We start from the raw sequence: 14682 nt of genomic DNA, 5'->3' as shown, positions 1-14682 counted from the left end.
CCCCTGGGTGGCGTTCAAGGAAACCGGCTCACTTGCCGGATTCGACTTGCAGTGCTTTCTGAAACCAGGCCGCGGCGTGTTCGACCATCGGTTCGATCGCGGTGAAACGCGGCCGCCAGCCGAGCACGAGCGCGGCTTTCGTGGCGTCGGCGTACAGCTCGGGCGGGTCGCCCGGGCGGCGCGCGGCCGTCACCGTCGGCACGCGGCGGCCCGTCACGGCTTCGACGGCGCGCAGCGCGTCGACCACCGACGTCCCTTTGCCGGTGCCGAGATTCAACGCGACGCTGTGGCCACCGCCGCACAGATAGGCGGTCGCCTGCAGGTGCGCGTCGGCGAGGTCGCTCACGTGCACGTAGTCGCGAATCGCCGATCCGTCGGGTGTCGGGTAGTCGGTGCCCATCACCTGGAACGCGTCGCCCGTGCCGAGCGCCGCGCGGATCGCGAGCGGCAGTGCGTGCGTTTCCGGTTCGTGGCATTCGCCGATCATGCCGTCAGGGTCCGCGCCTGCCGCGTTGAAGTAGCGCAGCGCGACCCACCTGATTCCGTACGCGCGCTCGAAATCGGCGGCCATCCGTTCCATCGCGTACTTGGTGAAGCCGTACGGATTGATCGGCCGCTGCGGCGTGCGTTCCGAGATCGGCAGCGCATCCGGAATGCCGTAAGTCGCGCACGACGACGACATCACGATCCGCCCGACGCCGGCCGCGCGCATCGCGCTCAGCAGCGTGCAGGTGCCCGTGACGTTGACCGTGTAATAGCGCTCGGGCGCGAGCACCGATTCGCCGACGTAGGCGAGCGCGGCGAAATGGATCACGACGTCGGGCCGATGCACGGCGAATGCCTTCGACAGCGCGTCGCGATCGAGAATGTCGGCCGCGACGAGCGGCCCCCACCGAACGGCGTCGCGATGGCCGGTCGACAGATTGTCGTAGGCGACCGGCTCGTGTCCCGCCGCCGCGAGCGCCTTGCAGGTATGGCTGCCGATATAGCCCGCTCCGCCTGTCACGAGCACCTTCATGCCGTGGCCCCGGTCATGCGCAGCACCGGCTCGAGCCACAGTTCCCGGCTGAAATAGTCGACGGTCCGGCGCAGCCCTTCGTCGAGATCGACGGCCGGCCGCCAGCCGAGCTCGGCCGCCGCGATCGAGATGTCGGGCCTGCGCTGGTGCGGGTCGTCAATCGGCAGCGGCCGGAACAGGATCTCCGATTTCGAGCCCGTCATCGCGAGCACTTTCTCCGCGAGTTCGAGCATCGTGAATTCGCCGGGGTTGCCGAGGTTGACCGGCGTGCCGATGTTGCGCTCGGCACTCATCAGGCAGAAGAAGCCGTCGACGAGATCGGTCGCGAAGCAGAACGAACGTGTCTGCATGCCGTCGCCGTAGATCTCGAGCGGCGCGCCGTTGAGCGCGCCGACGATGAAGTTCGACACGACGCGGCCGTCGCGCGGCGACATCCGCGGGCCGTAGGTGTTGAAGATGCGCGCGACGCGCACGTCGATGCCGTGCATGCGGTAGTAGTCGTAGCACAGCGCCTCGGCCGCGCGCTTGCCTTCGTCGTAGCACGCGCGCGGGCCGATCGTGTTGACGTTGCCGCGATAGGTTTCCGTCTGCGGATGCACGGCCGGGTCGCCGTAAATCTCGCTGGTCGACGCCTGGAACACGCGCGCGCCCGTCTTGCGCGCGAGCGCGAGGCAGTGGTGCATGCCGAGCACGTTCGTCATCATCGTGTGGACGGGATCGATCTGGTAGGTGGGCGGCGATGCCGCGCACGCGAGATTCCAGATCTCGTCCACCTGCAGTTGCGGCAGGCCGAGCGAGACGTCGCCCTTCACGAACTCGAAGCGGCCGGACGCCTTCAGGTCGGCGACGTTGAGCTTGCGTCCCGTCAGCAGGCTGTCGATGCACGTGACGGATGCGCCTTCCATGACCAGGCGCTCGCATACATAGCTGCCGAGAAAGCCGGCGCCGCCCGTGACGAGGACACGCTGCCCGGCGCGCGTCTCGAGCGTGACCCTGTCATTCATGGCTTTCACCTTCGTCGTTCAGCTCGGGGAACCACACGTCGATCAGTTCGACGGCGGCGCGCACGCGTTCCATCCCGCTGCACGGGTGTCGCTTCGGCAAGCGCCGGTTCGCATGTACGGAGGTTGACGAAGCGCCGCGACAGGCACTCCGGTTTCGCTGACTACCCCGTTGAAGCTTGAACGACGCAAGCGTCGATCGATCGGTGGTGATCTTCATCGCCTTTTCCCCGATACGCTGATTGACGAGCAGGCCGCCGTTCGTGATCTTGTGCCACGGCGTGCCGCTCGGTGAGAGCCGGATATCAGGCAATCGGCATGCCATGAACGATGTCGGCACGATGCGCACGGGCGCGGCGGCGAGATTGCTGCGTGATATGCGCGCTTCTGTTTCATGCGTGAATCGTGGGGCCAGAAAAGCCCGCAGGCCGATTGCCGGATCGATGCGATTCGATACGACGAAACACGCGATAAATCAGGCTTTTGCGGGATTCGCTTCGTCAAGCGGATGTTGAGCGGGAATGTTTCATCAATGAGAAATGAGCGGATAAAGGGATAAAAACGTTTCTTGAACGTGCAGCCAACCTGGAGATTGGGTGAATGAAAGGCTGGGGAATGAAAGTGAAAAAATGTTGTATGGCGTCCGGGTGAGGCCGCGTGTTTTCATTTGTTTTAATTATTACGCCGGTGCGAAAGTTTTAATTTTTACGGTTATTTCGACGTTCGAGCGGCGTGTGATCCTGTCGGTATTTTCACGAATGAATCAAATTCGTTTCGGTCATCCGGAGAAACGCGTGCCGACGTCATGCAGGAGGCTGATGTACCGGGCTCTCCGGGCATTGTGTCGGCCGAATCGATTCTCGTTTGTGATGGCACGCGAGGGGGCCATTTGCGTGTCGCCCCACGGTTCGCAAGCGGAAATGCCGGCGCCGCCGGCCTTGCGCGGCCATGTGCTTCTCAAGTTTGAAACACTCGTTCATCTGACCATCAGACGCACGGCCGCGAGCCGGATTCGTCCGTCAAATCCGGCAGTTGCGTCGTGGCGCTCGACAAGCGCCGAGGGCGTCAAACCGCCATTGCGATACATTCCTGAAACAAAAAATGTCGTTCCCGGCGATGCGGGCTGCCGTGACGGCCGCTCGCCGTGCGCAATCTCCGGTGGAATAACGTGTGGCACGCTGCTTGCGGTACTGGACGCACCGGCGGGCGGTCGACACGAAGCAACGAACAGGTGGGGCGGCCAACTCGTCAATAAGCAGTCGGGGAAACGGCGATGAAGACCATAAGCTGTAGGTTGATCGGCGCGTACTTTGCGCATCAGTGGGGTAGTCGGAAAGGCCGGGGTGACGCTCGCGACGCTGTGCCAGCATCGCGGGTTGCGTTGTCCCGGTTTCTTGCCCGCCGCGCGCTTCGCGTGATGGCGCGGTTGTCGCGCCGCACGGCAGTCGGGCGACAGCGACACTCACTTTCATTCAGTTCATCGGGATGGATCAGGCTGTTCGTGCCGGACAGCGTGATGCCGATTCGTCTTCGGCCGTGCAGGGCCGCTTCGATCGCGCCTGGCCCATGCCGGCGCCGGCCGGATTAGATCGAACGCCCGTCGGCCGGATTATCCGGAAGACCTTTCGTCGACAGCTCAGGGAGACGGCATGCCACGTGGCTGCAATGCAGGCCCGTTGTCGCCTGAATAAAAGGCGTATTTTTCAACGTCGCTGCATTTGCGGTGGTTAATGTATTCGCGAATTTTCGATTCCGGCATGGAGTGCCGCGTACCGGCACGCCGACCGGCGGGGTATCGAATATCGCAGGCCGGAAATGTGTCTGCATCTTTCCGGCTTGTCAGGCTGATTGTGTTTTTTTAATAAATCCAATGTTCATAAAAATAATAGAAAACACCTAACAAAAAAATTTGGATAACTAAAAAACACGAGACTAAGCTTCATCTGGCAAAATTCGCAAAAAACAGAAATTGAAAAGGCATCGTGATTTCTTAATTCGATAGTGATCCTTAATTTCTAGGATTGCTCAAGTCAGGAAGGTTGATGGCGTGCGATCTTCCTGACTCACTCCGTCCACGCCGTTTTGGAGTCGACCATGAAGAAGCTTCTGATTGCAGCAGCAGTTCTGGCGGTTTCGGGTGCAGCGTTCGCAGGCAGCGGCACGGTGTCGAGCAGCAGCTCGTCGAGCGGCGGTTCGACGATGGCAGGCGTTGCCGGCTTCGGCCATTTCACCGCGACCGATTCCGGCTCTGCACTCGGTGCAGCCGGCGCACTTGCAGGTGGCCCTGGCAGCGGTTCGATCTCGTACACGAACCACACGCAATCGTCGTCGGTTGGCGGTTTCGGCTTCGGCGGCGCACAAGCAGGCGGCACCAGCGGTGCGAATGCCGGCTCGATCGGCTGGACGTATCACCACTAAGCCGCGACGCGTAGCGTTCGTCATTGGCTGGCGGTACGGATGCCGGGTTCCGCTCGATGGGGGTAGACCCGGCTCCGCCACCGCCGAACTTACTCACAGCAAGGAATTGCTATGAAAGCCAAAGTCATTTTCGCGACAGCGCTCACCGTCATATCGTCGGCTGCATTGGCAGCGGGTTCCTCCACGACCAACCAGACACAGTCCGTTGCGGCGGGTGTTTCCGGTTCGGTTCTGGTCGGCTCCGGCAGCTATACCAGCAATTCGACTTCGACGGCGGGCGCGAACGCGGGCAGTACGGTGACACCCGCTGGTTCCGCCGGCACGGCGTCCGCTTTCCACAACACGACCTCGACGGCCAGCGGTTCGGGCACGAACGGGGGCGCGTTCGCGGCAGGCGGCGGTATCGGTGCCGCAGGCTCGTACGGTGGAAACAGCAAAACGAACGAGAACGCGAATGCGCTGTCGGGAGGGGTGAGTGCCACGATCGTGCTGGGCGCCAACCACTACACGGCCAGCAGCGCGAACGACCAGGGCAATGCCAACGCGGGTGCCGCTGGGCTGACCGGCAGTGCGGGGTCAGGCGCGATCGCGGGTTCGAATCACTACAACTCGTCGACCGTGTGGAGTACCGGTCCGGCCGGCTCGCCGTCCGCATCGGGCGGAAGCAACGCCAGTTCAAGTGCGACCGGAAGCAGTCATTAGTCAGGTGTGGGGGGACCAGTTTCCCAGCGACGCTGGTCTCTTTTGCCCACATTGTTGTCACGTAAGGAGTTGGCATGAAGCAGAAACTGATTGCCGCCGCTCTGATGCTCGCGTCTCTGACGGCGTATGGCGCTGACCGTATTGCCAACGACGTGCAATCGAATTTGCAGACGTCAAACAACCCTGACCAGACAACCAAACCGTCAGAACAACAAACGCTTTCTTCGGGCAGTGCCATCGGCGGACCAGACGCCCAGCAGTGGCAGGGCATGTCGGCCGGCTCGTGGTCCCAGCTGGGCAACGGCTGGAAGCAGTTCGGGGAAGCAGGCAAAGCTGAAGGGAATCAGGGGAATTAGTACGGTTGCCTGGGTGGGAGGTAAAACCTCGTCCGGAGAGTGAAATGAACAGCAACAGGATCAAGGTGGCATGCGCTGCGATGTTCGCGATGACCACGATCGGCGCCCAAGCGCAAACCGCCGATTCGACTTCGAGCGCGCAGTCGTCGACGTCGTCGACGGCAGTCAGCCAGGGCGGCGGCTCGAGCATGAACACGAACACCACGAGCTCGCGCGGCGGCAACGCCACCAGCTCCAGCGGGGTTCGCAGCAGCGGCAATTCGAGCGTGAACGTGAACGTGACGATGCCGTCCAGCACGAGCGGCGGCACGAACGTGACGCCGCAGTCGCTGCAGTCGTCCGGCGCGCCCGGCACCAACCCGTACAACACCCAGTCGTCGGAAAACGTCAACTACTCCGGCACGCAGACGATCAAGACGAACCCCGCGATCCAGGCGCCGGGCCTCACGACCACGCTGTCCGATACCTGCATGGGATCGGTGAGCGTCGGCGTGTCGTTCCCGGGGTTCGGCGCGACGGGCGGCACGACGCTGGTCGACCAGGCCTGCGTGCGGCGTCTCGATGCGCGTGAATTCCGTGCGATGGGCTTGACCGACGTGGCGCTCGCGCTGCTCTGCCAGAGCGACGCGAACCGGCGTGCGGTGGAAGCGACCGGGCATCTGTGCCCGGGCACGACGACGCCGCTCGCACGTTCGAACGTGGCGCCGAGCGTGGAAGCGACGGTCGCCGACGACGTGAAGTATCGCGATCCGATCGTGCGTGACCGCATGGGCTTGCCGCCGCTGGGCGCTGCCGCGCCGGCACCGGCGCAGGCCCGCCCGGTGGCGACGACCTCGGTGCAGGCGGCGCCCGTGTCGGTGCCGGTACCCGTGCCCGTGCCGTCGATCGCGCCGGTTGCCGCCGCGCCGGCCGTTGCCGCACCGGCTGTTGCCGCACCGGCCGTTGCTGCTGCCGCAGCCCCTGCCGTTGCCAAACCCGCCGTTGCAGCCGCGGCACCGGCCGTCGCTGCAGCGCCGGCGGTGGCTGCCGCACCCGCCGTCGCCGCCGCGCCCGCAGCCTCGGTCGTACCGGCGGCCGCGATCGCCGCCGTGCCGGCTGCCGCCGTGCTTGCCGCGCCGGCCGTTGCGGACAAGGCATCGCCGGTGCCTGCCGCGCCGGTCGCTGACACGAAGGCCGCCGAACCCGTGCAGCCCGTCGCCGACAAGGCACCGGAGCCCGCACCGGCGGTTGCCGACAAGGCACCGGAGCCCGCACCGGCGGTTGCCGACAAGGCGCCCGAACCCGCACCGGCAATTGCCGACAAGGCCCCCGAGCCTGTGCAGCCCGTCGCCGACAGGGCACCGGAGCCGATGCCGGCCGCGACCGACAACGCAGCGCAGGCCGCTGCCGCGCCGGCTGCGGATACGACGCCGGCCGCTGCCGTCGTCGCGGCGCCCGCAGCCGAGGCCGCGATGCCCGCACCGGCAGCCGATGCGAAGGCTGCCGAACCGGCGCCGGTCGCCGCGGAAGCGCCCGCACCGGAACCCGCGCAACCTGCCGCCGCCGCGGCCGCAGCGCCTGCCGACATGCCGGCAGCCGACGCGAAGGTGCCGGACCAGGCCGCCGCGCAGCCCGCCGAGATGCCGGCGTTGTCCGATCCGGCGCAAGGATTGCCGGCGGCTCCGGTCGACCAGCAGGCCGCCCCGGCCGCACCGGTCGTGCCGGCTCCGGCCGTCATCTCGACGAGCACGTCGTCGTAAGCACGCGGGTCCGGCTCCCGTGCGCCGGAATGGCGGCGCACGGGAGCCGTCCGGACCCGAGGCCCGACGGTCGTTTCCTGTTTGACGGGTGTTGATCCCATCCCCGAGGTCAACACCTCTTTTTGCCTGACGAGGATGCAAGGAGGCCTCAATCATGAGGATCTTTTTGGTCGCTCTGTTGTTGTACAGCGCACAAGCCGCAGCACAGGCGGTATTTCAGAACCCGGCGGTCTTCGTGATCCTGGGCGAGCAGACCGCGGCAAACGCCACGAGCGTCGCGCAGGCGCTGACGACGCTCGGTCGCGCCGACAACACGGCGTGCGCGCCGATGATGATGATCGGCGATCCGCAGATGATCTACATGATGCCGGAGGAGGGGCACGCACCGTCGTGGCAATCGCCGGTGTACGGCCGAGGCGCGCCGTTCGAGGCGCAGAGGGGGCCGACGCCGACCGGCAAGACGGTCGGCGCGATGCAGCATGCCGAGGACATGCAGACGCAGCCGTGGAGCGACGGCAGCGCGATCACGCAGAAGATCGCGGGCGATGCGAGCGTGACGGCGGCGGACCAGGTGAGCGGCTGGCAGCGCAACGGGCTCAACTCGATCGAGACGGCCCGTGCGACGGAAGTGACGGTGAACGGCAAGACCTACCGTGCCTATCGTGACGACCTCAACGGCTCCGCGAAGCCGGCCGTCGAGCCGCAGATCTACACGCAGCGCGTCGTTTTCTGCCGATAACGAACGTCAGTCCGAGACGGCCCGGCGCCGTGTCGCGGGACTACGGTGCCCCGCTCCACGCGATCCGGCAACGGCCGTTTCGACAACCAACCCAAGCCACGAGGCCATCGTGAACTATTGCTGCCAGATCAGGGTGTCGGGCCCGCAGGATCTCGAACGCGATGCGGGGACGGCGCCGTTCATTGCCGTCCGGCGCAACCATGTCGTGCCGTCGCGGCCGCTCGTCTACCTGTCGCAGCAGCACGACGCCGCGCTCGTCGACTGTCTCGCGTCGCGCGGCTGGGACGTGTGGCGCGCGAAAACCGTTGCGGACGCACTGAATCTCGTCAGGGCGAACCGTCTGCATGCAGGCATCGTCGATTTCGGCAGCTTCGCGTCGCCCGACGTCACGTCGTTCGAGGCGCTGCTGCGCGACCCGCGCGTCGGCTGGCTCGCGTTCGCCGACGACGAGCGGCTGCGGGATATTTCCATCGCGCGCCTGATTCGCCACTGCTGTTTCGATTACGTGCGCAACGCGACGGCATACACGACGATCGGCTATCTGGTCGGCCATGCGTACGGGATGCTGAGGCTCGCGGACGGCGGCCCGGACGCCGATGCGGCGCCCCCCGGCGGCACGATGATCGGCTCGTGCGACGCGATGCGCCGGCTGTTCGCGACGATCCGCAAGGTCGCGAATACGGAGGCGACCGTTTTCATCGCCGGTGAGTCCGGCACCGGCAAGGAGCTGACGGCGGCGGCGATTCACCAGCAGTCGTCGCGCGCCGACGCGCCGTTCGTCGCCGTGAACTGCGCGGCCATTCCGTCGACGCTGCTGCAGGCCGAACTGTTCGGCCACGAGCGCGGCGCGTTCACGGGCGCGCACCAGCGCAAGATCGGCCGTATCGAGGCCGCGCACGGCGGTACGCTGTTTCTCGATGAAATCGGCGACATGCCGTTCGAGAGCCAGGCGAGCCTGCTGCGCTTCCTGCAGGAAGGCACGATCGAGCGCCTCGGCGGGCACGCGTCGATTCCGGTGGACGTGCGGATCGTGTCGGCGACCCACGTCGATCTCGAGGCCGCGATGCAGGCGGGGCGGTTCCGTGCCGACCTGTACTACCGCCTGTGCGTGCTGCGCATCGACGAACCGCCGCTGCGCGTGCGCGGCCGCGACATCATGCTGCTCGCCGACCATGTGCTGCGGCGCTATCGCGGCGACAATGCGCAACGGATTCGCGGCTTCATGCCGAGCGCGGTCGAAGCGATCCACAACTATCCGTGGCCGGGCAACGTGCGCGAGCTGATCAACCGGATCCGGCTCGCGGTCGTGATGACGAACGGCCCGATGATCTCGGCCGCCGATCTCGAGCTGCACCAGTACACGTCGCGGCAGCCGCCGACGCTCGCCGAAACGCGCCGGCGGGCCGAGCGGCGCGCGATCGAGGAAACGCTGATGCGCCACCGCCACCAGCATGCCGACGTGGCGGCCGAGCTGGGCATCTCGCGCGCGACGCTGTACCGGCTGATGACCGCGCACGGGCTGCACGGCTGACACGCCGCGGCGCGCAGCCGCTCAAGACCGCGCGACGTCGGCCGTTAAGACATGAAACGGCCCGTCCGGACCGCCGGCGCGGCGATGCGCGCGCGGCCGGCATGCGGCGCATCACGCTTATCCGAGGTTACCGTGGCAGAGTGCAGTCACTGCGGCAGGACGTTCCTGGTCGGCGGGCGGTCGATCGACGGCCGCCGCTATTGCCGTCCGGCGTGCGCCCGCGCGCATCCGATCGTCGTCGAGGCGGAGCGGGTGCCCGACGCGAAGGTCTGGGAGTATGTGCACGACTGGCGTTACGGGCCGTGCCCGATCTGCCGTCGCGACGACCGGCCGGTCGATGTCCATGCGTCGCATCGCGTCGTGTCGCTGCTGTTCGTCACGCGCTGGGCGACACGGCACCACGTGTGCTGCCGGCGTTGCGGCCGCAGGAAGCAGGCGGTCGCGTTGCTGGCGTCGGCCGCGTTCGGCTGGTGGGGGCTGCCGTGGGGCCTCGTGCTGACGCCGATCCAGCTCGCGCGCAACGCGCTCGGGCTGGCCGCGCGCGATCCGCAGGTCGCGACGCGGCACTTCGAGCAGCTCGTGCGGCGCAAGCTGGCGGCGCGCCGGCTGCAGCGCGCGCGGCGGGGCGCCGGCGCCTGATCGCGCGGCGCGGCATGCCGCGCGATCAGGCGGCCGGCCGCTCGAAGCCCGAGGCGACCCAGCGCTCGGCACTGGCCTTGTTGAGCTTGAAACCGGCCGACACCTTGGCTTCGGCCAGCAGCTCGCCATACGGATCGAATGCCTTGAGCTGCGCGTACGGCTCGAATTCGTCCGGCACGATGTCGAGCGTCACCGACACATCCTGGCCGTCCTCGCCCTGAACCGTCACTTCCTTGTGCAGCATCGCGCGCCGCTGCTGCTTGTGGCGCATCAGCACCTCGGTCGCGGTCTTCACGAGCGTGCGGAACGCGTTCGCGTCCATCGGCTTCGGGTTCTTCTTGTCGCGGCCCATGGTCCACGGCCCGACGAGCGCGGGCTCGGACTCGCCGTCCTTGATCATTTCGACGGCCCAGCCGTCGTCGTCTTCGTTCTTGATGATGCGGGCCGTCCAGCCGTTGTCGCGCCAGAGGCCGTCTTCGTGGATGGAGGTGTCGTCGGATTGCAGGTCGGATTCGGTCATGAGGAAAGCGGGGCGGGGCCACCGGAGTACGGGCGCGGGCGCAGGGCGGTGGCGCGCGGCCGGCATCGGCGCGTCGCTCGCCGCCGGCGGCCCGGCGCGGCATGCAAAGGCGTCGATTTTACCTGCTGGCCGGCCGGATGGACCGTGTGGCCCGCCACGCCGGCCATCCGGCCGATGTTTCCAGGTGCCGGCCGCTCCGGGACGGCCGCTCGAACCGGCGCAAATTCAAACTCGTATTACGTCCCTGACGACCAATCCCGTTACCGTCCGATATCCCGTCCGCGTGCGGCTTCATAGAATCATCGTTCAGGCTAAAAATAGCCTGAACGTCCGATCAACGCCAAACCGGCCGTGCGCGTTGCGCGTCGCGCGGCCGATGAACCACCGGGAACCACGCATGAGGAAATTCAACGTTCGCATCGTCTTCGCGTACGACTGGCCGTTGACGCTGGCCGGCATCGAGCAGGTCGCAGGCAGCGCCTGCGCGATCGAGCTCGTCGCGGTGTGCCGGAATGTGGCCGAGCTGGCCGCGTCGCTCGGCGGCGTCGACTGCGATGTCGTGCTGGTCGACTATGCGATCCGCGGGGACGTGCAGATGGACGGCCTCGGGCTGCTCGACTGGCTGCGGCGCACGCGTCCGAACGTCGGGGTCGTCGTGCTGGTCGCGAACGAGAATCCGCTGATCGTCGGGTCGATCCTCGCGATCGGCGGCGTGAGCGTCGTCAGCAAGTTCGACGAGGTTGGCCATATCGTCACGGCCATTCATTCGGCCTACAGCGGCGGGCGCTACCTGTCGCCGCTCGTCAGGCGCGCGATCGAGGCGGCCGGCGAGCGCGGCGATGCGCCCGTGAAGCTGTCGGCGCGCGAGATCGAGGTCATTCGCCTGTATCTGTCGGGGGTGCCGATCAAGACGATCGCGCAGCGTCTGAGCAAGGGCAAGCAGACGGTCAGCGCGCAGAAGATCAGTGCGATGAAGAAGCTCGGCGCGAACAACGACGTCGAGCTGGTCCAGCGGGCGGCGGGGCTGGGGCTCGGCATCGGCCCCGCCGCGTCACGGCCCGGCGACGCCGCGTGAGCAAGCGTGCGCCGGGCGGCCGCCGTCAGGCCGGCAGCGCAAACCGCGTCACGGCGTCCCGCAGCGCCTCGGCCTGATCGCGCAGCGAATGCGCGGCGGCCGCCGCTTCTTCGACGAGCGCGGCGTTCTGCTGCGTGACCTGGTCCATCTCGCCCACCGCGCGATTGACCTGCTCGATCCCGGCGCTCTGTTCGCGCGACGCATGGCTGATCTCGTCGAGGATCTCGTTCACGCGCCGCACCGACTGCACGATCTCGGCCATCGTCTCGCCCGCGTGCGTGACGAGCGCCGCGCCTTGCTCGACGGTCTCGTTCGACGACACGATCAGCGACTTGATTTCCTTCGCCGCCGTCGCCGAGCGTTGCGCGAGCGAGCGCACTTCGGCCGCGACCACCGCGAAGCCGCGGCCCTGTTCGCCCGCGCGCGCGGCTTCGACGGCCGCATTCAGCGCGAGGATGTTGGTCTGGAACGCGATCCCGTCGATTACGCCGATGATGTCGCCGATCTTGTGCGAGCGGTCGGTGATCTCGTTCATCGTGCGCACGACGTCGTCAACCACCGCGCTGCCGCGCGTCGCGACCTGCGCGGCCTGGCCGGCGAGCGACGCGGCCTGGGCGGCGCTGTCCGCGTTCTGCTTCACGTTCGCGGTCATCTGGTCCATGCTCGACGCGGTCTGCACGAGCGCGGCCGCCTGTTCCTCGGTGCGCTGCGACAGATCCGTGTTGCCCGACGCGATCTCGCTTGCGCCGACGTTGATGTTCTCGGTACCCATCCGCACGCGCGACACCATGTCGATCAGCCCGCCTTGCATCGTGTGCAGCGCGTGCAGCAGGCTGCCGCGATCGTCGTGCTTCACGGCGACGTGCGCGGTCAGGTCGCCCTGCGCGATGCGCTGCGCGGCGTCGAGTGCCACTTCCAGCTCGCCGCCGAGGTTCGCGCGCACGCTTTTCAGCACCAGCACCATCACGGCGGTCGCGATCCCGCCGAGCACGGTCGTCATCGCGAGCCAGCGGCCGACGCTTTCGAGCACGGCGGTGCGCACGTCGTTCATGTACATGCCGGTCACGATGTACCAGTCCCAGGGTGCGAAGCGCTGCACGGCGCTGGTTTTCTCCTGCGGCTTGTCGGCGCCCGGCTTCGGCCACAGATACTCGACGAAGCCCTTGCCGCCTTCGAGGTTGCCGGCCTTCACGATCTCGACGAACAGGTGCTTGCCGTTCGGATCGGTGAAATTCGACACGTCCTTGCCGTTGAGGTCGGCCTTGATCGGATGCATCACGATCACGGGCTTCGAGTCGTTGACGGAGATGTAGCCGTCGGCGCCGGAACGCATCGCGGCGATCGCCTCGAGCGCCTTCTGCTTCGCGTCGGCTTCCGGCAGCGCGTTCTGCTGCGACAGCTTGTAGTAATGATCGGTCACGCTCGTGGCCTGCGCGACCAGCGACGCGAGCTGGTCGCGGCGGTCCGCGATCATCGATGCGCGCGTCTGCCAGGCCCCGAGCCCCGCGATCACGAGCAGGCCGAGCCAGAGGATGACGATCATCGAGGCGAGTTTCTGATTCAGGGAAAGGTTGCGCATGGTGTGTGGTCGGTCAGTCGTGGAAGCTCGCCGGGGCGGCGTGACGGGATAAGTATCTTGACGGCGCCCGACGTGCGTCGCCGTAGGCGGGTTATCCCTATGAGGCACCCTTGCCGATGCCTTCGACACCAGCAAGGGTATCTATGCATATGCATAACGGGCGTCGCTATACTGTCGGGGCGATTGAATACGCGCCGCGCGCGGCGCGGCGGCGAATGAAACCGAAAGGAGGTAACGATGCGGATTCTGGTGGTGGGGGCCGGCGCGGTCGGCGGATATTTCGGCGGCCGGCTGGCCGCGGCGGGGCGCGACGTGACGTTCCTGGTGCGCGACGGCCGCGCGGCCGCGCTGGCGCGCGACGGGCTGCTGATCCGCAGCCCGCGCGGCGACCTGACGCTCGCGAACGTGCAGACCGTGCGCGCGGGCGACGCGGGTGCCGGCGTCGCGCCGTTCGACCTCGTGCTGCTGAGCTGCAAGGCGTACAGCCTCGACGACGCGATTCAGTCGTTCGCGCCGTTCGTCGGCCCGCAGACGCTGATCCTGCCCATGCTCAACGGGATGCGCCATCTCGACGTGCTGCGCGAGCGGTTCGGCGCCGCGCAGGTGCTCGGCGGGCTGTGCGTGATCGCGGCGACGCTCGATCGCGAGCAGCGCGTCGTGCACCTCAACGACACGCACGGGGTCACGTTCGGCGAACTCGCGGGCGGCGAATCGCCGCGTGTGCGCGCGGTGGCCGAGGTGCTCGGCGGCGGGGGGTTCGATGCGACGCTCAGTGACGACGTGGCCGCGCGAATGTGGGAAAAATGGGTGTTCCTCGCGACGCTCGCCGCGAGCACGTCGCTGTTCCGCGCGTCGGTCGGCGACATTCTCGCCGCGCCGGACGGCCGCCGCCTGCTCGAGACGATGCTCGGCGAATGCAGTGCGATTGCCGAGCACAACGGCCACCGGCCCGATCCGGCCGCCATCGAGCGGATGCAGCGGATGGTGCTGACGCCGTCGCCGCTGACCGCGTCGATGCTGCGCGACGTCGAAAACCATGCGCGCGTCGAAGCCGATCACGTGATCGGCGACCTGCTCGCGCGCCGCGACCCGCAGGCGGCCGATGGGCTGTCGCTGCTGCGGATCGCGTACAACCACCTGAAGGCGTACGAAGCGCGTACCGCGCGCGAGCACGCGGCCGCGTAAGCGCCGGGCGGGCGGCCGCGCGGCCGTTCCGCACTGCACAAATTTGCCATCCGGCGCCATTTGCGGCCGGAATGGGCAAAAAAGTATCGAAAATCAGGCGTAAAGTTGGTGGAGCCGCGCGCTCGATCGACCTAAATTGCTTCCCATGCGACCGGTCGCGTCGCCGCGTGAAATACGCGG

At 66.9% G+C, this 14682-nt stretch carries 15 protein-coding genes; 10 read left to right on the top strand and 5 right to left on the bottom strand.

The features are described 5' to 3' along the window. Positions 1-28: 28 nt before the first annotated feature. From galE to VK92_RS19010, 3 genes are read right to left on the bottom strand one after another with little or no spacing between them, the layout of a single operon-like run. Positions 29-1018, bottom strand: coding sequence for a UDP-glucose 4-epimerase GalE (gene galE / locus VK92_RS19020; protein WP_048023230.1), 990 nt, complete (start codon positions 1016-1018; stop codon positions 29-31). Beyond that, positions 1015-2022 carry a UDP-glucuronic acid decarboxylase family protein gene (locus VK92_RS19015; protein ID WP_042977503.1) on the bottom strand — a complete coding sequence of 336 codons (1008 nt, stop codon included), beginning with the start codon at positions 2020-2022 and terminating at the stop codon, positions 1015-1017. The genes galE and VK92_RS19015 overlap by 4 nt, the downstream gene beginning before the upstream one ends. Further along, a complete protein-coding gene (locus VK92_RS19010; RefSeq protein ID WP_048023329.1) occupies positions 2015-2344 on the bottom strand; it encodes a hypothetical protein in 330 nt (109 codons plus the stop codon). Before VK92_RS19010 ends, VK92_RS19015 begins: the two co-directional genes overlap by 8 nt. A 271-nt stretch (positions 2345-2615) precedes the next feature. Here VK92_RS19010 and VK92_RS41905 point away from each other — a divergent pair, with 271 nt between their 5' ends. From VK92_RS41905 to VK92_RS18975, 8 genes are all read left to right on the top strand, one after another. Next, positions 2616-3296, top strand: a complete 681-nt coding sequence (locus VK92_RS41905) for a hypothetical protein (protein WP_131723264.1) — start codon at positions 2616-2618, stop codon at positions 3294-3296. Between the two features lie 817 nt (positions 3297-4113). Beyond that, a complete protein-coding gene (locus VK92_RS19005) occupies positions 4114-4437 on the top strand; it encodes a hypothetical protein (RefSeq protein ID WP_048023229.1) in 324 nt (107 codons plus the stop codon). A 111-nt stretch (positions 4438-4548) separates the two neighbouring features. Beyond that, positions 4549-5139, top strand: a complete 591-nt coding sequence (locus VK92_RS40260; protein ID WP_060280444.1) for a hypothetical protein — start codon at positions 4549-4551, stop codon at positions 5137-5139. 74 nt (positions 5140-5213) lie between these two features. Next, the gene (locus VK92_RS18995; protein ID WP_011354481.1) at positions 5214-5495 is read left to right on the top strand and encodes a hypothetical protein; all 282 of its coding nucleotides are present in this window, start codon (positions 5214-5216) and stop codon (positions 5493-5495) included. 44 nt (positions 5496-5539) lie between these two features. Then, on the top strand, positions 5540-7234 hold the full coding sequence (locus tag VK92_RS18990; RefSeq protein ID WP_048023227.1) for a chemotaxis protein CheA: 1695 nt from the start codon (positions 5540-5542) through the stop codon (positions 7232-7234). 154 nt (positions 7235-7388) lie between these two features. After that, entirely contained in the window at positions 7389-7973 is a 585-nt protein-coding gene (locus tag VK92_RS18985) for a hypothetical protein (protein WP_021156315.1), read from the top strand. 109 nt (positions 7974-8082) lie between these two features. Then, a complete protein-coding gene (locus tag VK92_RS18980) occupies positions 8083-9504 on the top strand; it encodes a sigma-54 dependent transcriptional regulator (protein WP_104767138.1) in 1422 nt (473 codons plus the stop codon). Positions 9505-9636: 132 nt separating this feature from the next. Continuing rightward, the gene (locus VK92_RS18975) at positions 9637-10143 is read left to right on the top strand and encodes a hypothetical protein (RefSeq protein ID WP_048023225.1); all 507 of its coding nucleotides are present in this window, start codon (positions 9637-9639) and stop codon (positions 10141-10143) included. Between the two features lie 25 nt (positions 10144-10168). Here VK92_RS18975 and VK92_RS18970 read toward each other — a convergent pair whose 3' ends face one another. Next, positions 10169-10663 carry a hypothetical protein gene (locus tag VK92_RS18970; protein ID WP_048023223.1) on the bottom strand — a complete coding sequence of 165 codons (495 nt, stop codon included), beginning with the start codon at positions 10661-10663 and terminating at the stop codon, positions 10169-10171. A gap of 397 nt (positions 10664-11060) precedes the next feature. Between VK92_RS18970 and VK92_RS18965 the strand changes: the two genes are divergently transcribed. Beyond that, the gene (locus tag VK92_RS18965; protein ID WP_048023326.1) at positions 11061-11738 is read left to right on the top strand and encodes a response regulator transcription factor; all 678 of its coding nucleotides are present in this window, start codon (positions 11061-11063) and stop codon (positions 11736-11738) included. A 25-nt stretch (positions 11739-11763) separates the two neighbouring features. Here VK92_RS18965 and VK92_RS18960 read toward each other — a convergent pair whose 3' ends face one another. After that, on the bottom strand, positions 11764-13317 hold the full coding sequence (locus VK92_RS18960) for a methyl-accepting chemotaxis protein (protein WP_048023222.1): 1554 nt from the start codon (positions 13315-13317) through the stop codon (positions 11764-11766). Between the two features lie 237 nt (positions 13318-13554). On the opposite strand from VK92_RS18960, the gene panE reads away from it, so the two are divergent. Continuing rightward, entirely contained in the window at positions 13555-14502 is a 948-nt protein-coding gene (gene panE, locus VK92_RS18955) for a 2-dehydropantoate 2-reductase (protein WP_048023220.1), read from the top strand. The last annotated feature ends 180 nt before the right edge of the window (positions 14503-14682 follow it).

Source organism: Burkholderia sp. LK4, from assembly GCF_001043615.1.
GTDB lineage: Bacteria > Pseudomonadota > Gammaproteobacteria > Burkholderiales > Burkholderiaceae > Burkholderia > Burkholderia cepacia.
The sequence above is the reverse complement of the archived record's forward strand: the minus strand, read 5'-3'. Positions and strand labels throughout refer to the sequence as shown.